We start from the raw sequence: 18,821 nt of genomic DNA on the forward strand, positions 1-18,821 counted from the left end.
GCGCGTCATCGCCTCATTTCTAACACCTCAGGCCAGGAGGATGATCTCTTCGTCAAAACAGCACTATCTGCTGTTTTCTTCACCTCTCATCGCTTTTATTTACAGATAAATCGCTTGTTTTTACACCATTATCATCCTGTTAACGGAAACGTCAGAAACTTAACGCATGGATAAAACGACTCTCGTTTAGCGTACAGGCAGCATTTCGCATGGTTTAAGATGAAGAATTAGGAATAGTTATAAAATCGAAAGTTTTGTTAAAAAACACAAAAAATTAACATATATCCTAAGTATTTTCTTAAAGGTCTTTAGGAATTAAGGGGTTACTGAATACGTTAATACGTGAAATCTGAAAGGTTGTTGAGAAGATGTAGCAACTCATGACGATGATTCAGCCCAAGTTTCGCCAGGATGCAGCTGAGACGGTAAATAATGCGGCTATAGGGGCGGTTCTGTAACTGAGCAATCTGTCGCAGGGTGCTACCCTGCGATAGCGCCTGCAGGATCGGCCATTCATCACGTGAAAACCACTCTTTCCGGTGGCCGGCGGGTGACGGCGCTTCCAGCAAGGTTTGTTGCAAAGCCCGCGGCGTAAGTTGCCGTTCAAGCACATGAAAAGGGCCAGCCGCTTTGCAAAACAGGCGTGTATCGTAATCATCGGCGCGGATGAGCAGGTAGGGTGTCAGGTAGGGGGCGAACAGGCTGTGGCGTCGTAATCGGTCCAGCAGGTCAATAAGCGGCGAGGCGCGGCTTTCTACATCTACCACCAGACGTGATGAAGGCCACTGATTCAGATCGCTGAGGGCGGCTTCCAGGGTGGAATAGTCACAGCAATTGCTCAGGGGAGAGTGCCCGCTCAGAAAACCGGAACGGAAAAAGTTATCCTGTGTGACCAGAACGATAAAGGGAGCATCGGTTTTGCGGGTCTGGTTGATTGACTGGCTCAAATATTCGAGACGATCAAAAAATGGGAGAGCAAAAGGCGAGTGCGTTGAACCCGGTGAATCACTTCCTGTCCGACGACGCCGGTAACGGCGTACTGTCATTCGCATAGCTTCCCTCTTGGCGATGACCGTTCAGTCCTCCTGCCATCTCCAGGATGGCCAATAATATCCCTGACCGAAGCGCGCGCCAGCCTGAAGCGCAAACTTACGGTCCGTTTCTGTTTCAATGCCTTCTATGAGTACATTTTCAGCAATTTTTGAACAAAGCGTGACCAGGTTTGCCAGCGCTGGCGTTGCACGTAAACGCCAGAAAGCGATCTTATCGATTTTTATTCCGCTTAACGGCATGCGGCAGGACAAAAACGCGCGCCCTGACGCTTCATCAATGTCATCCAACCAAATCCGATGTCCTTGCGCCGTCAACTGCTGAAGCGCACAACTCACCCTCAGACGTGCCGGGTCTGAGAGAGAAAAGAAGGAAGCAGGCTCCACGAGTTCAATGTTCAGCGGTGGGCTGTTAAGTTGCAGTAAACGCTGGAACATTTCCGGTATGGTCAGAACGGTTATCGGCAAATTTATGAAAAGGTTGTCGCAGGGAAAGGGTTTTTTTAACGCAGCGATCTGTGCTTCCAGCAGCATAAGCGCCCGGGCGGCGGACCAGTCGTGAAAAAAGCCTTCGCTTTGCTGATGCGGTGACAGCACGCTGAGCACTTCAGCCCCTACCGTGCGCGAAGAGGAGAGGGCGACAATGGGTTCAAGCTTGATGCCTGTAATGTCGTGTGAGATGTGCTGCACGCACGAGGGGAAACCTGTCTGGTCTGGCGCTGTCACTCCGTCGTCCTGTTCATTTCCAGCCTCCAGGCGGCCGGGATACCGCAGGACAGTGTGAAGGGGAAGTAAACAGGAAAACAGCAGGCGTTACTTAAAAGCGGCTAAGCCTTTTCGCAGCCCGTAAAAGAGGGATAAATGTTGAAAAAACAGCCGTATTTACAATCAGCTAGTCATTAACGGCAGAGAAGGTGGAAAAGGCATTGACTCACTACGCATTGACCGTATAATTCCAGGCGTTTCACCACCGCGAAGTACACTCTTCTCCGTGCGCCCTTAGCTCAGTTGGATAGAGCAACGGCCTTCTAAGCCGTAGGTCGTAGGTTCGAATCCTACAGGGCGTGCCATTTAAAAACAGTCACTTAGGCCAGTTTCAAGCCAGCCTGATTTTCTCCTTGTGTCGTATTTGTGTCATGGTTGCCAAAAATGGCATCAATTTTCCGTGCGTGTTCGCTTAAATGGTTCGGTGCCAGGTGAGCATATCGACGGACCATTTCGATACTTTCCCCGCCGCCCATTTCCTGAAGAACAGATAACGGGACGCCAGACTGAATTAACCAGCTCGCCCATGTATGTCTCAGGTCGTGGAATCGGAAATCTTCGATACCTGCACGACGACATGCTGCATTCCATGCGCTCTGGTCATCAACCCGCATTTTCCTCACTGATGGAGTTCTGCGAGTTGTATCGAGAATGACGCGTTAATTATCGATTCAAGCATGGCGCGCCTGAAACAGAAAAGGCCGGATGAGTACGGTCTTCTTTTTGACCATTATGTCAAAAATATCTCTAAGCGTGTGCTTGGGCGAAAGTTACGTCTGTCAGAGGGAATGATTCGCATTAAATTTCAGATGGCGGAAGCTTTTATTGATGGCTGCCCGGCGATGCTGGATATTCGGCTGGAGATGGATTATTGAACACCTTCAAGGGCCGGAAAAGGCCCTTATCTTTCCTCTTCAAGGTAACGGGTGGCCTGTGCGGAGATCATGGTTAAAAACTGCTTAGCTGTGATCCCCCATAACTCAGGGTGAAAGTCGAACTTATACAGTTCAAGAAACTCCATTTCTAAGTCTTTGCTTGTATTGATGAAATTTATGCAATCTGTGACTACGCCTCGGGCATACTCAGGCCCCTCGCATTTAAGGTATTCATCCATCACCTCCTCAATGGTTTCTCCGAAGAGGTCATAATCCTGATTGAAGTAGGTCGCTATAAGGTGATCCAGGTATCTATAAATCATCATTATCTCAGTATCGGGAAGGCGGTCAGAACGTAATATGGTTTATCGTTGTACATTTGAAGCTCAAGTACGACACGCATTTTATGAGACTTGATCACAGAGCCAGTGGCAGACTCAATTCCAAAACCGACCTCTTTTCCTGCAAAAAAGTCGATATTCAGTTTCGCTCCCGGTCTCGTTGTTTTGGCCCAATTGGTGATATAAGACGAATTGAACCTCAACGCCTGGGAAATTGCCTCCTCTGCTACGCGCCGATTATAGAAAGTGCTGCTACCGGATAACGTTGGTCGGTTAGCCAGACGGGTTCGCAGCTCCGCTTCACTTAGCCCCACATGGCGAGATAGTGTATGTCCCCCAGGTTTATATCCGGTCGCTGATTCATGTTCCATCAGTTTAATCCGACCAACACGAACAGAGGCAATACGTACAGCCCCCAAAGCAAGGCCAAAGGCTACGGGAACAGCAATATCGACAGTCAGGCCAATATTAAGCGCAGTCTTTTCATCAGCTCCAAGACGGCGAGCTGTATCAGTAGCTAACTGATACGCTGCTGTCCGTGTATCTCGACCCGTCAGAGTCTGGTCAATAGCAGCATTGAGGCTGTCGAGTCCATGCGCACCAACAACAATGCAGGCCGCTTTAGTCAGCGTCGTTGGGTCTGGCGCTGCGCACAAAATTGTCGCACCGGCCAGTTCAACGGTACTCATTGCTACACCGAGTCCGCCCAGCAACCGATTCTGCAGTGTCTCTGCTTCAGTTACTGTTTTATCAGACATTACGGCGGCCAGTTGTACCGGCGACATTACGACCTGTAATCCATCGCTCATATTGATACTCCGATTATCTTTCCGCCAATCATAAAAAATGTTAGTGCGTTACGCAAAAAGACTGGGCCAGCTTATTGTGGCTCAGGGGCAGCGGGGAGAGGAATATAACGAAAATCTCGGTCGCTATGTGGCCGCCGCGTTTATTGCAATGGAACGCCTTGATAGCGCCCCTGGCGTCAGAGTTGATGATGGACGTAGCGGGAATGGGATAACCGGTGACGGCGACCAAAGCTAACTTCTTGATTAAATGCCATGAGCGATCTGCAGCCTGAGAGACCAGCACCCGAGGGTTATCCTTTATCGTCCCGGCGATGGCTACAACTTCGTCTCGAACTGCGCGGGCTGATGCGTTTTTTTCGGCTACCTACTCAGCGGATGGAAGATTAAACCAATTTCCGGCTCCGTCCTGAATTTCGCGAAAGTAATTTCTGGACTCCATTACTTCATGAAGGCGATCGTAGTCATCGGATGATGCACCGCCAGGTCGGCGATTTTTTCCGTTTACGTGCCATATGGCTTGCTTTTTCAATATTGTGTTTCTCAGTCGGTTAGAAAGAGTATTTTGCATTTAAAGAAAATGACTCGTTAATTTGGGTTTTTGCAAAAAAGAATTTTATTCATATTGTTTGTATCGTGCAGGATGCAGAAGTAATGTCACGGTATCAGTTAGCTTTAGGATTCATTTCTTTTCTAATAATCGGTGTTATTAGTGTCCGGAGCTAAATGACAGCTGTTAAACATAAAGCTTCGGTTTTTTACCGGGTTTTTTTATATCTGCTTAATGTGCACCGGTTCTAGGTAGCGATGAATCGATATCAACTTAAGAGCATGAGCGCAGCCACATCCTTAGATGTGGCAAAGAATTTACAGAGCCTTACATGCATGGGGCTTTTTTCCTCAAATTCCTGAGCGCAGGCTCTTCAGCTCTCTCTGGATCAGTACCTGTGAAAAATGCACGTCTTGCGCTGGCTGCCGCCCCGCTTTTCCTGGTCATGGCGGTAGATTTTACCGGGCGGATGATGTCGTTCCTGGCTGATGATGTGCTGGTGGTCTGCTTTATTGCCGTCGCACTGCCGCTTATCCGCCAGAAAGAATAGCGCCCTTATCATGCGTCCTGCGGGGCGCATTATTAAGCAAGTTGATCCCCGTCACCCGACGGAATAATTCCTTCTTTTATTAATATCAGGAGATTCCCATGTTTGAAAAAGCCCCCGACGTATGGGGATGGTTTTCTTTGTCTGTTACCTGGGTGAAGTCCAACTCCTATCTGTACTGGGGGAGCTTCACGGCCTTCCTGGCGGCACTGTGGTCAGGGCTCTGCGACAAACATGGCTGGTGCTCCTCGTTGTTTGGTGGGCTACTGGCGACCATCATCACCCTGAGTATTCTGGCGGTAATGAAAAAGACCGGGTTACACGAAGAGTGGATGCCCAGGTTGGGCTGATACCCCCAGCTTCCTTGCCGGGGGAGAGCGCCATTAGTGCCCTGTAACGGCCGCGGCGGCGACCGGATGGTCAGCGTTAGCGACCACAGTTGCACGGGCGACGGGATGATAACTACCGTCTGTTGCGGCTGCGACGGCGACAGGGTGATCGGCAGATACCACCGCCGTGGTGCGGGCGACAGGATGGTTACCTTCACCGGTGGCCGCCGCAACGGCAACAGGATGATCGGCGGAGGCGACGGCAGTCGCACGGGCTACCGGATGATTTGCAAATGCAGAAAATGATGCCGCAGTGAAAGCCAGAGCGAGAATGACTTTTTTCATAATATAACTCCTGATGTTTTCCCTGTATGGACAGGGACCATTATTTTAATAACGATGATTGGTAATTATTGAGAATTGTGCAATGGATATTGCTTCGTCTGAATCAAATACTCTGACAATGTATCTGGAAAACACGTTATTGACAATTGAAGTCAATATACCTTTCCAGTTTTAAATTGTTTATTTTTAAATTTATGGTCGTTTTGTGTAAAAATAAATTATTTGCCTGGTAAAGCATATTTAGCTAAAGGAGATGATTTTTCGCCGGGCAGAATAGTGTCACCTTCAATGAATAATAAAGGCTTAAAATGAAAAAATATTTACTCATCGCGTTGAGCTTTCTGGCTATCACCAGTCCGGCGAGTTACGCTGGCATCCGATCGCTGGTGGAGGATGGCACGGTTCTGCAGAGCCAAATTATTACGCATACCCGAGAAGGGTATCATCCGCTGCGTACCCTAACCGCGGGCACGATTGGTGGCGTAGTGGGTCACCAGTTCGGTAACGGCAAAGGGAAAACCGCCATGACGGTAGCCGGTGCAACAGCCGGGGCGGCGGCTTCTCATAACCGGCAGTCTAACGAATTGGCAGCACAGGAAGTGAAGTTACTTATCAAGACCCAATCCGGGCAGACTATTCAGGTGGTGCAGCACAATAATGGTTTGACATTTAACCCTGGCGACAAAGTTCGTATCATCACAACGGGTTCTAATACCACCGTGGAAAAATCATACTAAGCACATTATTATGATTACAAAAATGAAATACCGTGGTTTTAACGTCTGTTATAAAAATAACGATACACGATACCTGGAAATACTGGACGATATATTGTCCTGTAATGTAAAACGACTCAGCGTTCAGATGGTATTTAAAAGCCTTCCGCATACCCACGTCTCTTTACTGAATACCCCCTACGGACAGTTTGTATTAAAGATTTACTCCCCCAGGAAAAAAAGGATAGAAAAATTTTTCAAATCGTTTTTTACGCCCAACCCCAACGAAAATTTGATTGAGCGGATCGACTATGCTGGCAGGCAAGGTCATACCTTCCCGAATGATTTTTATCTCCTGGCTGAACGCCGGATTTTCAGATTCGCAAAAATCTCGCTCATGTTGTTTGAGTATGTCCCCGGTCCGGAGTTACGCGTTCTTCCCACGATCACGCCGGACATAAAGCGTGAAATCCGACACAGTATGCAGAAAATGCACAATCTGAAAATCATTTCCGGCGATGCGCACGGCGGGAACTTCATCCTGAGTGAAAAAGGAATAAGGATCATCGATCTGTCCGGGAAGCGTTGTAACGCGAAAAGGATTGTTGAAGACAACGTGACGGCCAGCCTGCGCATTGGTATTCCCATTGAATCCCACTGGCGTTGGGAAAAACGCCTGATCGCAAAAAAGATCAGACGACACCATAAAATCGTCCAGAGGAAGTATCTGGCGCGTTCAAATACCGCTTAAACCCTTTATTCATGCAGGACAACAGCCTGTTATAAAAGAATTTTCCCTGGTATATGGCATTTTCGCCAATCCTCTACCATGCTCATTACACCTCACCGTTTCGCGTGGGGGCTTTTCGTAGTTGCTCATTAATCTTAAGGAAAAAGTTTATGAAAAAAACGACTGCTATTTTGTTGGGCACCGCGTTTCTGTTTACCACCAACGCCTTTGCGGCTGAAATGATGACAAAAAACGAATTCGAAAAAGTTGAGTCTCAGTACGAAAAAATCGGTACCGTGAGCACGGCTAACGAAGTCTCTGTCGACGATGCGAAAAAAGAGCTGGTCGAAAAGGCTGATAAAGAAGGTGCTGATGTACTGGTGCTGACTTCCGGTAATACAAACAACAAAATTCACGGCACCGCCGATATTTACAAGAAAAAATAATGCTTTAGCAACCACCCCTGTCTGGGGTGGTTGTGCGCCATACTTCTCCCCCACATCGTTTTTAGCCTCTTCTCGCGCAGTGCTCCTCGTTGACGCTTGATTACGTATATATAATGCGTATAGTTCTCATTTGCATTTCATTTGATAAATACTAAGGCCCGACAACGGGCCATTTTTGCGCGCACGTTAAGAGCTCATTATGAACAACACCACAATGCACAAAACGCTGCTGGCGATTGCCATCGGCGCGGTTACACACTCCGCCTTTGCGGCGGAAGAGAAAAAAGAGGACACCATCGTGGTCCAGTCCACGGCGGGGAGTGATTTCAAACCCGGCGGTGACCAGCTGCTTCCGGCCTTCCTCGACGGCCAGGTGGCTAACGGCGGACGTATGGGGATGCTCGGGCAGCAGAACGCCATGGACGTGCCGTTCAACATCATTAGCTACACCTCGAAGCTGGTGGAAGATCAGCAGGCGAAAACCATTGCTGACGTGGTCGCTAACGACGCGGGCGTGCAGTTCGTTCAGGGGTACGGCAACAGCGCGGAAACCTTCCGTATCCGCGGCCTGAAGTTTGACGGCGACGATATGACCTTTGGCGGATTGTCCGGCGTACTGCCGCGTCAGGTGGTGGATGCCCAGATGGTTGACCGCATCGAGATCTTCAAAGGGGCCAATTCCCTGATGAACGGCGCGGCCAGCTCGGGCGTGGGCGGGATGATCAACCTTGAGCCAAAACACGCTGGCGACATCCCGCAGGCGAAAGTGGGCGTCGACTACACCTCGGATTCCCAGATTGGCACCACGCTGGATGCGGGGCGTCGCTTTGGCGATAACGACCAGTTCGGCGCGCGGGTGAACCTTGTGCATCGTGAAGGCGAAACCGGCGTGCCGAACGACCGCCGCCGCACCACGCTGCTCTCCACCGGTCTGGATTACAAAGGTGACCGTTTCCGCACCTCGCTGGACCTGGGCTATCAGAAAAAAACCTTCCACGGCAGCCCGACCAGCGTCAACATCTCGGCGGTGGACTTCGTGCCTGAACCACCGAAGAACGATCGCAACTTCTCGCAGAAGTGGGCCTACAGCGATATCGAAAACGAATTCGGCATGTGGCGCAGCGAGTACGACATCACCGATAGCTGGACGGCCTATACCGGCCTCGGCGCACAGCACGCGCACGAAGAGGGGATCTACAGCGCCCCGAAGCTGATGGATAAAAGCGGTAATGCGACGGTCAGCCGCCTTGATACCAACCGCATCAGCGATTCCGTCAGCGGCATGGCGGGCATTCGCGGTAACTTCATGACCGGCTCCGTCTCGCACAAGGTGAATGTCGGGTACTCCGCGATGACCAAAAACGAAAAAATCGCGTGGAAAATGTCTGCCGCGGCGGATAACCCGACCACCAACATCTACCACAACACTGGCGTTGCTATGCCGGACAGCAGCAACTTCAGCGGCTCAGGCGGCAAATACAGCGATCCGCTGACCAGTGGGCGCACCCGCACGCAGGGCTGGCTGTTGAGCGATACCCTGGGCGTGCTGGACGACAAACTGCTGTTTACCGCAGGCGCACGCCATCAGAAAGTGGTGATTCGCGGGTACAACAAAATTACCGGTGCGGAAAACGACGCGGACGGTTTTGACGGTAGCCGCTGGATGCCAACCTACGGCGTGGTCTATAAGCCGTGGGAGGAAATTTCCCTCTACGCCAACCACACCGAGGCGTTACAGCCCGGTGAAACCGCGCCTCGCTCAGCAAACAACTACGGCCAGAGCACCGGTATCGTGCACTCTAAGCAGAACGAAGTGGGTGTAAAGGCGGACTTTGGCCGCGTGGGCGGCTCCCTGGCACTGTTTGAGATCAAAATGCCGTCGGCCATCCTCGACGACAGCGGCCACTACGGCCTGGACGCTGAACAGCGTAACCGTGGCGTGGAGCTGAACGTTTTCGGCGAGCCAACGCTCGGGATGCGTCTGAACGCCAGCGCCACCTGGCTTCAGGCCGAGCTGACCAAAACTAAAAACGGCGTGAACCAGGGGAACGACGCGATCGGTATTCCGAGCTTCTACGCTGTGCTGGGGGCAGAATACGATATCAAGCCGATTGAGGGCCTGACGGCGACCGCGCGCGTTAACCACTCCGGCACGCAGTATGCTGACCTGGCGAATACCAAAAAGCTGGACAGCTACACCACGCTGGATCTGGGCATGCGCTATCGCTTCGCGGTGAACCACAATGAAAACCAGATGACCGTGCGCGCAGGCATCGACAACGTGACCAACGAGAACTACTGGTCAAGCGTGGATGATTCCGGTACTTACATCACTCAGGGCGAGCCGCGTACCTTTAAGGTCTCGGTTGGCTACGAGTTCTAAGCGTTCCACCTCGTTATCCGGGGCAGGGACGCCCCAATCCCTTCGTTGTTGTGTTATAAAATTGTAATAAAAGCTTCTTACACTGGTCGCCACATCCTTACCTCTTGGCCAATGACAGGAAGCCGCTATGGGCAGACCCCTCAAATCCGTATTTAAAAAAGAACATCGCGACGATATCAGTAACCGCAGCGCTAACCCGGTATTCTCCGAGGTGGCAGAGGTGTTCCTCTCCCGCCGCCGTTTTCTCCAGATGGGGGCCGTAGCGGGGGCCGCCGTATCATTCCCGTATCTGATCACACCCGAAAATGCGATTGCCGCGGTCTCAAAACCGTCCGCGCTGGCAAAAGCGGTTTCCCTGGGCTTTACCAGCATCGACGTCTCCACGGAAGATACGGTCAGGGTGCCGGAAGGCTATATTGCCCGCCCGTTCTATCGCTGGGGCGATCCGACAGGCATCAAAAACAACATGCCGGCGTTTAAACCGGACGCCAGCAATACCACAGACGAACAGGCCGTGCAGGCGGGCATGCACCACGACGGCATGGCGTGGTTTAGCCTGCCGCAGGGGGGGCAAAGCCCGGAGCATGGCCTGCTGGCGCTGAACCATGAATACATCGACAACGGAATGCTGTTTACGGACGGTACGGCGAACTGGAGCCTCGACAAAGCCCGCAAGGGGCAGAACGCTATGGGCGTGTCGGTGGTGGAAGTGAAAAAAACGGGCAGCGGCTGGGAGGTGGTGCGTCCGTCTTCGTTCGCCCGCCGTATTACCGTCAATACGCCGATGCAGCTTACCGGCCCGGCGCGGCATCAGGACTTAATGAAAACCGCCGCCGATCCGCAGGGGGAACGCGTTCTGGGCACCATGCAGAACTGCGCCAACGGCCACACGCCGTGGGGGACCTATCTCACCTGCGAGGAGAACTGGTCGGACATATTTGTGAAAAAAGCCGATCTCAACCCGCTGGAAAAACGCTACGGCATTAGCGACAGCGATGAATCATACCGCTGGAACGAGGTGGATGAGCGGTTCAGCGTCGATAAAACCCCTAACGAACCCAACCGTTTCGGCTGGGTCGTGGAAATCGATCCCTACAACCCGACCTCCACCCCGCGCAAGCACACCGCGCTGGGCCGCTTCAAGCATGAGGGGGCAGCCGTCACGCTCGCCGCCGATAATCGCGTGGTGGTTTATATGGGTGACGACCAAAAGTTTGAGTACATCTATAAATTTGTTTCGGATAAAAAATACGATCCCGCGAACCGCGAAGCCAATATGCAGCTGCTGACGTCCGGCACGCTGTACGTCGCCAGGTTCAACGAAAACGGCAGCGGCGACTGGCTGCCGCTTGTCTTCGGGCAAAATGGCCTGGATAAAAGCAACGGTTTTGCAAGCCAGGGCGATCTGCTGATTAAAACCCGTCTGGCGGCCGACGTGGTGGGGGCAACGAAGATGGATCGCCCCGAGTGGATAGCCGTCGATCCGCACGCCAGCGGCAGCGTCTACTGTACGCTCACCAACAACAGCGATCGCGGGAAAGAGGGCAAGGCACCGGTCGATGCTGCTAACCCGCGCGCCAACAACGTGTACGGGCATATTATGCACTGGCTCGAAGAGGGGGCCGATCCTGCCGCCGCACGCTTTAAGTGGGATATTCTGGTCATGGCCGGGCGCACCGACGGCGACGATCCGAAGGCCAAAGGCTCGATGCAGGGCGCGGAATTTGGCAGCCCGGACGGCCTGTCGTTTGACCATCAGGGCGTCCTGTGGATCCAGACCGATGTCTCCTCCAGCACCATCAATAAGAAAGCGTACGAGGGGATGGGCAATAACCAGATGGTGGCTACCATTCCAGGCACCAACGAGTATCGCCGATTCCTGACCGGGCCGCGCGGGTGCGAAATCACCGGCATTGCATTTACGCCAGACAACCGGACGCTGTTTATCAACATTCAGCATCCGGGGGAGGGCGGGGATGATATTACCGACCCGGCCAACCCTCGCGCTGTTTCCAGCTGGCCAGACGCGAGCCCGAACGGGCGTCCGCGATCGTCAACGGTGGTGATAGTCAAAGCAGACGGCGGGATCATCGGGTCGTGACGTTTATCCGCCGGGCGCATGCGCTGGCCCGGCGTTAAGCTTGCTACCACCAGCATGAAGTGTTAAAACGTGCCCCTTCTAAAAAAGAGACAGGGGTAGGGCGTGAAAGACGCGTCATCCGCTTCAGGCCATGGTAGCGCTGAAGCTTCGTCGGATCAGAGTCCGACGCTGCAACGTGGTTTGCAAAATCGACATATTCAGTTAATTGCCCTTGGCGGCGCGATCGGTACCGGGCTGTTTCTCGGCATCGGCCCCGCCATTCAAATGGCTGGCCCGGCGGTTCTGCTGGGTTACGCTCTCGCAGGGATTATCGCCTTCCTGATCATGCGCCAGCTCGGCGAGATGGTTGTTGAAGAGCCGGTGTCCGGCTCCTTCGCGCATTTTGCCTATAAATACTGGGGTCCGTTCGCAGGCTTCCTCTCCGGCTGGAACTACTGGGTGATGTTCGTGCTGGTCGGGATGGCGGAGCTGACCGCTGCAGGCATCTATATGCAGTACTGGCTGCCGGATGTCCCGACGTGGATCTGGGCGGCGGCCTTCTTCATCATTATTAACGCCGTTAACCTTGTGAACGTGCGCCTGTATGGCGAGACCGAGTTCTGGTTTGCGCTGATCAAGGTGCTGGCGATTATCGGCATGATCGGCTTTGGCCTGTGGCTGCTGTTCTCCGGCCACGGCGGCGAGCGTGCATCGATCGACAACCTGTGGCAGCACGGCGGCTTCCTGGCGACCGGCTGGAAAGGGCTGATCCTCTCGCTGGCGGTCATTATGTTCTCCTTCGGCGGTCTGGAGCTGATTGGCATCACCGCTGCTGAAGCGCGCGATCCGCACAAAAGCATTCCGAAAGCGGTCAACCAGGTGGTGTACCGTATCCTGCTGTTCTATATCGGCTCGCTGGTGGTGCTGCTGGCGCTCTATCCGTGGGTGGAAGTAAAATCTGACAGCAGCCCGTTCGTGATGATCTTCCATGACCTGAACAGCAACGTGGTGGCTTCCGCGCTGAACTTCGTCATTCTGGTGGCGTCTTTGTCGGTGTACAACAGCGGGGTTTACTCCAACAGCCGCATGCTGTTTGGCCTCTCCGTACAGGGCAACGCGCCGAAGTTCCTTACCCGCGTCAGCCGTCGCGGCGTGCCGATCAATTCGCTGTTCCTTTCCGGCGCTATCACCTCGCTGGTGGTGCTGATCAACTATCTGCTGCCGAAAGAGGCGTTTGGCCTGCTGATGGCGCTGGTTGTCGCCACGCTGCTGCTGAACTGGATCATGATCTGCCTGGCGCACCTGCGCTTTCGCGCCGCGATGCGCCGCAAGGGGCGCGAGACGCAGTTCAAGGCGCTGCTCTATCCGGCGGGGAACTACATCTGTATCGCCTTCCTCGGCCTGATTCTGGTGCTGATGTGCACCATGGATGAGATGCGCCTGTCAGCGATGCTGCTGCCGGTGTGGGTGGTGTTCCTGTTTGTTGCCTTTAAACTCTCACGTAAAAAGTAGCGCGCTTTTCTCCCTCTCCCTGTGGGAGAGGGCCGGGGTGAGGGCACCAGACCGCACCAAACCAGACCGCACCACACTGCCTGCCTTCACGCCCGGTGGCGCTGCGCTTACCGGGCCTACATGTTCGGGGACGTTATTTAGTAGGCCGGGTAAGGCGAAGCCGCCACCCGGCACCTCCCCTTCACCATTATCGTGACCCCTCTCCCAATTCTGTTTCGATCCACAGGATCTTTGTTTTGTAATCGATTACTTTTCATTTGAACGAATTTGTAATCGATTACTTTTTCCGGGTGAGGCTTATCATGGTGTCAACTGAGAGTAGTGAAAAGGCGATAACGCAGCACCGGCTGCTGGTGCCGCGTCTGTCGCTGATGATGTTTCTGCAATTTTTTATCTGGGGTAGCTGGTCGGTCACGCTTGGCCTGGTGATGACCCGGCACAACATGTCACTGCTGATTGGCGACGCGTTCTCAGCCGGGCCCATCGCCTCCATTCTTTCGCCGTTCGTGCTCGGGATGCTGGTGGACCGCTTCTTCGCTTCACAGAAGGTGATGGCGGTGATGCACCTCGCGGGCGCGGCGATCCTCTGGTTCGTGCCGGGGGCGCTGATTGCTGAGAACGGCGCGCTGCTGATTGGCCTGCTGTTTGGCTACACGCTCTGCTACATGCCAACGCTGGCGCTCACCAACAACATCGCGTTCCACAGCCTGGCAAACGTGGATAAAACCTTCCCGGTGGTGCGCGTGTTTGGCACCATCGGCTGGATCGTGGCGGGCATTTTTATCGGCGTCACCGGCGTGGCGTCCAGCGTGACCATCTTCCAGGTGGCGGCGGTCAGCTCCGTGCTGCTGGCGCTCTATAGCCTGACGCTGCCGCACACGCCAGCACCGGCGAAAGGCCTGCCTGTGAAGGTGCGCGATCTCTTCTGCGCGGACGCCTTCGCGCTGCTCAAAACCCGCCACTTCTTCGTCTTCTCCGTCTGCGCAATGCTGATCTCCGTCCCGCTCGGCACCTATTACGCCTACACCGCCTCGTATCTGGCGGATGCCGGCATTGCCGACGTCAGCACCGCCATGTCCTTCGGGCAGATGTCTGAGATCGTCTTCATGCTGGTTATTCCGCTGCTGTTCCGCCGCCTGGGCGTGAAATATATGCTGCTGATCGGCATGCTGGCGTGGTTCGTACGTTATGCCATGTTCGCGCTGGGCGTCAGCGAGGAGGGGCGCATTCTGCTGTATCTGGGCATTCTGCTGCACGGCGTCTGCTACGATTTCTTCTTTGTCGTCGGCTTTATCTACACCGACCGCGTGGCGGGAGAAAAGGTCAAAGGCCAGGCGCAGAGCATGATCGTGATGTTCACCTACGGCATCGGCATGCTGCTCGGCTCGCAGATTTCAGGGGCGCTTTACAACCGCCTGGTGGCAGGGCAGACCGTGCCGCAGGCGTGGGTTACATTCTGGTGGATCCCGGCGGTGGCTGCCGCGGCGATCGCGCTGATTTTCCTTCTCACGTTTAAGTATGACGATGACAAGGCGTAATGTTCTGGAGGTGGTATGAGGACAATGAAAGGACCGGGCATTTTTCTGTCGCAGTTTATTGGCGGGGAAGCGCCCTTCAACACGCTCGACGGGCTGGCAGAATGGGCGGCGTCGAAGGGTTACAGAGCGGTGCAAATCCCCTGCAACCATCCGCATATCTTTGATGTGGAGAAAGCCGCAGAGAGTCAGGCCTACTGCGACGACATCACCGCTAAGCTGGCCGCGCACGGGCTGGTCATCAGCGAGCTGTCGACCCATCTGGAAGGGCAGCTTGTGGCGGTGAACCCGGTTTACAGCGAGGCGTTTGACCACTTCGCACCCGCATCCGTGCGCGATAACGATGCGGCGCGTCAGACGTGGGCAACGGAAAAACTGAAGCAGGCGGCGGTCGCCTCGGCCCGATTAGGCCTGAAAGCGCACGCCACCTTCTCCGGCTCGCTGGCCTGGCCGTTTTTCTATCCGTGGCCGCCGCACAACGAGCAGCGTTTTCAGGAGGCGTTCGAGGCGCTGGCAACCCGCTGGCGGCCAATACTGGATACCTTCGACGAGCAGGGCGTGGACGTCTGCTTTGAGCTGCATCCGGGGGAAGATCTGCACGACGGCGTAACCTTCGAGCGTTTTCTGGCGCTGGTGGATAACCATCCGCGCTGCAACATTCTCTACGACCCGAGCCACATGCTGCTTCAGCAAATGGATTACCTGACCTTTATTGATCTCTACCATGCGCGCATTAAAGCGTTCCATGTCAAGGACGCGGAGTTCCGCCCCAGCGGGCGCAGCGGCGTCTACGGCGGCTACCAGCCGTGGATCAACCGCGCCGGACGTTTTCGCTCGCTGGGTGACGGGCAGATCGACTTTAAGGTCATCTTCAGCAAGCTGACCCAGTACGACTACGACGGCTGGGCGGTGCTGGAGTGGGAGTGCTGCCTGAAGGATGGCGATACTGGCGCGAGTGAAGGCAGCGAATTTATCCGCCGCCACATTATTCCCGTTTCCGGACGGGCGTTTGATGATTTCGCCGCAGGGGGGAGCCATGATTAACGTCGGGATTATCGGCAGCGGGTTTATTGGCCCGGCACACATCGAGGCGCTCAGGCGTCTCGGGTTTGTGCAGGTGGTCGCGCTCTGCGACGGTTCGCTCGTTAAGGCGCAGGAAAAGGCGCGCCAGCTAAATGTGCCGCATGCTTACGCCAGCGTGGAAGAACTGCTCGCGCACTCCAATCTGCATGCGGTGCACAACTGCACGCCGAACCACCTGCACGCGGAGATTAACCACCAGATCCTGCGCGCGGGCAAGCACGTGTTTTCCGAAAAGCCGCTGTGCATGACACCGGACGAGGCGCGCGAGCTGGTGGCGCTGGCAGAGCAGGCGGGCGTGGTGCATGGCGTGAGCTTTGTCTATCGTCAGTTTGCGATGGTGCGCCAGGCGGCGAGCATGATGCGCGCGGGCACCCTCGGGCGGCTGTTTGCCTCGCACGGCAGCTATTTACAGGACTGGATGCTGCTGGAAACCGACTACAACTGGCGGGTGGATGCCGCGCTCGGCGGCGCATCGCGGGCGGTGGCGGATATCGGCTCCCACTGGTGCGATACGGTGCAGTATGTCACCGGCAGGCGCATTACTGAGGTGATGGCTGATTTATCCATCGTCTGGCCGACGCGCAAGGCTAACGTGGCGGGCAGTCAGACGTTTACGCACGACGAACATGCTCACTATGAAGGTAAACTGGTCACTACCGAAGACTTCGGCTCGGTGCTGTTGCGTTTTGACGACGGCAGCAAGGGCAGCTTTAGCGTCTCGCAGGTGAGCGCGGGGCGAAAAAACCGCCTGACCTTTGAAATTAACGGCAGCGAGCAGTCGGTGGCGTGGGATCAGGAAACCCCGCAGCAGCTGTGGATCGGCCATCGCACCCGGGCAAACCAGACGCTCAGCGACGATCCGGGTTTGATGAACCGTGATGTGGCCGACAGCGCCCATTTCCCCGGCGGACACATTGAAGGCTGGCCGGATGCCTTTAAAAATATGATGGCGCAATTTTACCGTGCCGTGCAGGCGGGAGCGATGCCGGATAATCCGCAGTTTGCCACCTTCCACGATGGCGCCAGTGTGATGTATATCCTTGATGCGATTGTGAAAAGCCATCAGCAGCAGCGCTGGGTGCGTGTGGAATACTGACGCATTGCCCGGTTCGCCGGGCAACCAATTTATGGTAGCCTGCACAAAACGCTAACCGCAGGATGTATCGTCGCTATGTCAATTCAGAAAATCGCTCAACTGGCCGGGGTATCCGTGGCAACGGTCTCTCGCGTACTGAATAACAGCGATACCGTGAAGGCGAAAAACCGCGAGCGCGTTTTGCAGGCGATCCAGGAGAGTAACTACCAGCCCAATCTGCTGGCGCGTCAGCTGCGCACCGCCCGCAGCTATATGATCCTGGTGATGGTCTCGAACATCGCCAACCCGTTCTGTGCCGAAGTGGTGAAGGGCATCGAAGCCGAGGCGGAGAAAAACGGCTACCGCATTCTGCTGTGCAACTCCGGCTCGGATATTGAGCGCTCCCGCTCGGGCTTAAGCCTGCTCTCCGGCAAAATCGTCGATGGCATTATCACCATGGATGCGTTCTCGAAGCTGCCGGAGCTGGCCGCGCTGATTGGCAACGCGCCGTGGGTGCAGTGCGCCGAATACGCCGATGCGGGCGCGGTCTCCTGCGTGGGGATTAACGATGTTGATGCCTCCCAGCACGTTGTCAGCCAGCTTGCCGACGAGGGCCGCAAACGCATTGCGCTCATCAACCACGACCTCAGCTACAAATATGCCCGTTTGCGCGAACGCGGCTATAAGAGCGTCATACACCTGCGGGATCTGGACTATCAGGCGGTGGAGTACGCCAGTGAGCTCAGCTCCAGTGCGGGCATGGCGGCGATGCAAAATCTGTTAAAAGCAAACCCGCCGGATGCGGTGTTTGCCGTTTCTGATACGCTGGCGGCGGGGGCGCTGCGCGCCATTCAGCAGGCAGGGCTGCGGGTGCCAGAAGATATCGCGGTGGTGGGTTTTGACGGCACCGAGCTGGCGGAGATGATTTCTCTCACCACCATTGAACAACCGTCGCGGGATATCGGGCGCAAGGCGGTCAATCTGCTGTTAAATAAGATCGACAACCCGGATGCGCCCACGGAAAGGGTCATGATGGACTGGCGCTTTATTTCCCGCGCCAGCACCTGATTATCTGGCGATGACGCCAGCCAGCGAGCGAATATCGTTTCCGGTTGGCGACTGGTGAATACGCAGGCCAAATTCATCCACCACCGCGAAAATATGATCGAAGATGTCGGCCTGAATATCTTCGTATTCTGCCCAAATCACCGTGTTGGTAAAGGCATATATTTCAATCGGCAGCCCGTTGGCATCTGGCGCGAGCTGGCGCACCATCAGCGTCATATCTTTACGAATACGCGGGTGGTTACGCAGATATTCATTCAGATAGGCACGGAAGGTGCCGATATTGGTCATCTTGCGCAGGTTTAATACCGATTCCCCTTCGCCGTTCTGCTGATTCCACAGGTTAATTTCCTCATGACGCGCGGCCAGATACGGCTTCAGTAGTTTCGCCTGAATCAGTTTCTGCTGCTCCTGCTCATCGAGGAAATGAATGCTGGTGGTATCGATATTCAGGCTACGCTTGATGCGGCGACCACCGGAGGCTGACATGCCGCTCCAGTTGATGAACGCGTCGGACACCAGCGCCCAGGTCGGGATGGTGGTGATGGTGTTATCGAAGTTGCGCACTTTAACGGTGGTCAGGCCGATG

At 54.6% G+C, this 18,821-nt stretch carries 20 protein-coding genes, 1 tRNA gene and 1 pseudogene; 15 read left to right on the top strand and 7 right to left on the bottom strand.

Going from position 1 to position 18,821, the window contains the following annotated elements; genetic code table 11:
* Positions 1-335 precede the first annotated feature (335 nt).
* Both HP459_RS11770 and HP459_RS11775 read right to left on the bottom strand, forming a co-directional pair.
* Positions 336-1,052: a response regulator transcription factor gene (locus tag HP459_RS11770; protein WP_022647312.1), complete on the bottom strand. Its 717-nt coding sequence runs from the start codon at positions 1,050-1,052 to the stop codon at positions 336-338.
* Between the two features lie 24 nt (positions 1,053-1,076).
* Complete coding sequence (locus HP459_RS11775; RefSeq protein WP_032670951.1) at positions 1,077-1,739, bottom strand: EAL domain-containing protein; 663 nt, start codon at positions 1,737-1,739, stop codon at positions 1,077-1,079.
* A gap of 303 nt (positions 1,740-2,042) precedes the next feature.
* Between HP459_RS11775 and HP459_RS11780 the strand changes: the two genes are divergently transcribed.
* Positions 2,043-2,119 (top strand) — tRNA-Arg (locus HP459_RS11780).
* A 15-nt stretch (positions 2,120-2,134) separates the two neighbouring features.
* Here the strand turns inward: HP459_RS11780 and HP459_RS11785 are convergent.
* Positions 2,135-2,446: pseudogene (locus tag HP459_RS11785) on the bottom strand (site-specific integrase); the annotation flags it as partial.
* A 45-nt stretch (positions 2,447-2,491) separates the two neighbouring features.
* Between HP459_RS11785 and HP459_RS11790 the strand changes: the two are divergent.
* A complete protein-coding gene (locus tag HP459_RS11790; protein WP_023299491.1) occupies positions 2,492-2,689 on the top strand; it encodes an antiterminator Q family protein in 198 nt (65 codons plus the stop codon).
* A 26-nt stretch (positions 2,690-2,715) separates the two neighbouring features.
* Here HP459_RS11790 and HP459_RS11795 read toward each other — a convergent pair whose 3' ends face one another.
* Entirely contained in the window at positions 2,716-3,015 is a 300-nt protein-coding gene (locus tag HP459_RS11795) for a contact-dependent growth inhibition system immunity protein (protein WP_032624716.1), read from the bottom strand.
* On the bottom strand, positions 3,015-3,839 hold the full coding sequence (locus HP459_RS11800; protein ID WP_032624715.1) for an RNase A-like domain-containing protein: 825 nt from the start codon (positions 3,837-3,839) through the stop codon (positions 3,015-3,017). The genes HP459_RS11795 and HP459_RS11800 overlap by 1 nt, the downstream gene beginning before the upstream one ends.
* Positions 3,840-3,882: 43 nt before the next feature.
* Between HP459_RS11800 and HP459_RS11805 the strand changes: the two genes are divergently transcribed.
* The 3 genes from HP459_RS11805 (at position 3,883) to HP459_RS11815 (ending at position 5,283) form a co-directional block, all read left to right on the top strand.
* The gene (locus HP459_RS11805) at positions 3,883-4,074 is read left to right on the top strand and encodes a hypothetical protein (RefSeq protein ID WP_241973734.1); all 192 of its coding nucleotides are present in this window, start codon (positions 3,883-3,885) and stop codon (positions 4,072-4,074) included.
* Positions 4,075-4,783: 709 nt separating this feature from the next.
* The gene (locus tag HP459_RS23520) at positions 4,784-4,936 is read left to right on the top strand and encodes a DUF3927 family protein (RefSeq protein WP_032624714.1); all 153 of its coding nucleotides are present in this window, start codon (positions 4,784-4,786) and stop codon (positions 4,934-4,936) included.
* Between the two features lie 98 nt (positions 4,937-5,034).
* Complete coding sequence (locus HP459_RS11815) at positions 5,035-5,283, top strand: phage holin family protein (protein ID WP_063150396.1); 249 nt, start codon at positions 5,035-5,037, stop codon at positions 5,281-5,283.
* 33 nt (positions 5,284-5,316) lie between these two features.
* Here HP459_RS11815 and HP459_RS11820 read toward each other — a convergent pair whose 3' ends face one another.
* Positions 5,317-5,607 carry a hypothetical protein gene (locus HP459_RS11820; RefSeq protein ID WP_022647314.1) on the bottom strand — a complete coding sequence of 97 codons (291 nt, stop codon included), beginning with the start codon at positions 5,605-5,607 and terminating at the stop codon, positions 5,317-5,319.
* Positions 5,608-5,915: 308 nt separating this feature from the next.
* Between HP459_RS11820 and HP459_RS11825 the strand changes: the two genes are divergently transcribed.
* The 10 genes from HP459_RS11825 to HP459_RS11870 all read left to right on the top strand — a co-directional run bounded on the left by HP459_RS11825 (position 5,916) and on the right by HP459_RS11870 (position 18,235).
* Positions 5,916-6,344 carry a glycine zipper 2TM domain-containing protein gene (locus HP459_RS11825; protein ID WP_022647316.1) on the top strand — a complete coding sequence of 143 codons (429 nt, stop codon included), beginning with the start codon at positions 5,916-5,918 and terminating at the stop codon, positions 6,342-6,344.
* A 10-nt stretch (positions 6,345-6,354) separates the two neighbouring features.
* Positions 6,355-7,074, top strand: a complete 720-nt coding sequence (locus tag HP459_RS11830) for a lipopolysaccharide core heptose(II) kinase RfaY (protein ID WP_171936235.1) — start codon at positions 6,355-6,357, stop codon at positions 7,072-7,074.
* A gap of 149 nt (positions 7,075-7,223) precedes the next feature.
* Positions 7,224-7,499, top strand: coding sequence for a DUF1471 family periplasmic protein YahO (gene yahO, locus HP459_RS11835; RefSeq protein ID WP_022647318.1), 276 nt, complete (start codon positions 7,224-7,226; stop codon positions 7,497-7,499).
* A gap of 199 nt (positions 7,500-7,698) precedes the next feature.
* Positions 7,699-9,882 (top strand): TonB-dependent siderophore receptor, encoded by a 2,184-nt coding sequence (locus HP459_RS11840; protein ID WP_171936236.1) that lies wholly within the window; start codon positions 7,699-7,701, stop codon positions 9,880-9,882.
* Between the two features lie 127 nt (positions 9,883-10,009).
* Positions 10,010-11,983, top strand: coding sequence for a PhoX family phosphatase (locus HP459_RS11845; RefSeq protein ID WP_063150394.1), 1,974 nt, complete (start codon positions 10,010-10,012; stop codon positions 11,981-11,983).
* A gap of 102 nt (positions 11,984-12,085) precedes the next feature.
* Entirely contained in the window at positions 12,086-13,474 is a 1,389-nt protein-coding gene (gene pheP, locus HP459_RS11850; RefSeq protein ID WP_023299500.1) for a phenylalanine transporter, read from the top strand.
* 302 nt (positions 13,475-13,776) lie between these two features.
* On the top strand, positions 13,777-15,012 hold the full coding sequence (locus tag HP459_RS11855; RefSeq protein WP_023299501.1) for an MFS transporter: 1,236 nt from the start codon (positions 13,777-13,779) through the stop codon (positions 15,010-15,012).
* Positions 15,013-15,027: 15 nt separating this feature from the next.
* Complete coding sequence (locus HP459_RS11860) at positions 15,028-16,053, top strand: sugar phosphate isomerase/epimerase (protein WP_171936237.1); 1,026 nt, start codon at positions 15,028-15,030, stop codon at positions 16,051-16,053.
* On the top strand, positions 16,046-17,188 hold the full coding sequence (locus HP459_RS11865; protein WP_171936238.1) for a Gfo/Idh/MocA family protein: 1,143 nt from the start codon (positions 16,046-16,048) through the stop codon (positions 17,186-17,188). The genes HP459_RS11860 and HP459_RS11865 overlap by 8 nt, the downstream gene beginning before the upstream one ends.
* Positions 17,189-17,263: 75 nt before the next feature.
* Positions 17,264-18,235: a LacI family DNA-binding transcriptional regulator gene (locus HP459_RS11870; protein ID WP_022647325.1), complete on the top strand. Its 972-nt coding sequence runs from the start codon at positions 17,264-17,266 to the stop codon at positions 18,233-18,235.
* On the opposite strand, the gene HP459_RS11875 is transcribed toward HP459_RS11870, so the two are convergent.
* On the bottom strand, positions 18,236-18,821 hold a 586-nt coding region (locus HP459_RS11875; RefSeq protein ID WP_171936239.1), incomplete at its 5' end, for a mechanosensitive ion channel family protein.

This window comes from Enterobacter sp. CM29, assembly GCF_013179605.1.
GTDB classification, from domain to species: domain Bacteria; phylum Pseudomonadota; class Gammaproteobacteria; order Enterobacterales; family Enterobacteriaceae; genus Enterobacter; species Enterobacter intestinihominis.

Coding starts and splice junctions, on each gene's coding strand:
- HP459_RS11825 (WP_022647316.1), top strand. CDS start 5,916: ATGAAAAAATATTTACTCATCGCGTTGAGCTTTCTGGCTATCACCAGT.
- HP459_RS11770 (WP_022647312.1), bottom strand. CDS start 1,052: ATGCGAATGACAGTACGCCGTTACCGGCGTCGTCGGACAGGAAGTGAT.
- HP459_RS11845 (WP_063150394.1), top strand. CDS start 10,010: ATGGGCAGACCCCTCAAATCCGTATTTAAAAAAGAACATCGCGACGAT.
- HP459_RS11860 (WP_171936237.1), top strand. CDS start 15,028: ATGAGGACAATGAAAGGACCGGGCATTTTTCTGTCGCAGTTTATTGGC.
- HP459_RS11830 (WP_171936235.1), top strand. CDS start 6,355: ATGATTACAAAAATGAAATACCGTGGTTTTAACGTCTGTTATAAAAAT.
- HP459_RS11790 (WP_023299491.1), top strand. CDS start 2,492: ATGGCGCGCCTGAAACAGAAAAGGCCGGATGAGTACGGTCTTCTTTTT.
- yahO (WP_022647318.1), top strand. CDS start 7,224: ATGAAAAAAACGACTGCTATTTTGTTGGGCACCGCGTTTCTGTTTACC.
- HP459_RS11865 (WP_171936238.1), top strand. CDS start 16,046: ATGATTAACGTCGGGATTATCGGCAGCGGGTTTATTGGCCCGGCACAC.
- HP459_RS11820 (WP_022647314.1), bottom strand. CDS start 5,607: ATGAAAAAAGTCATTCTCGCTCTGGCTTTCACTGCGGCATCATTTTCT.
- HP459_RS11795 (WP_032624716.1), bottom strand. CDS start 3,015: ATGATGATTTATAGATACCTGGATCACCTTATAGCGACCTACTTCAAT.
- HP459_RS11870 (WP_022647325.1), top strand. CDS start 17,264: ATGTCAATTCAGAAAATCGCTCAACTGGCCGGGGTATCCGTGGCAACG.
- HP459_RS11855 (WP_023299501.1), top strand. CDS start 13,777: ATGGTGTCAACTGAGAGTAGTGAAAAGGCGATAACGCAGCACCGGCTG.
- HP459_RS11800 (WP_032624715.1), bottom strand. CDS start 3,839: ATGAGCGATGGATTACAGGTCGTAATGTCGCCGGTACAACTGGCCGCC.
- HP459_RS11815 (WP_063150396.1), top strand. CDS start 5,035: ATGTTTGAAAAAGCCCCCGACGTATGGGGATGGTTTTCTTTGTCTGTT.
- HP459_RS11840 (WP_171936236.1), top strand. CDS start 7,699: ATGAACAACACCACAATGCACAAAACGCTGCTGGCGATTGCCATCGGC.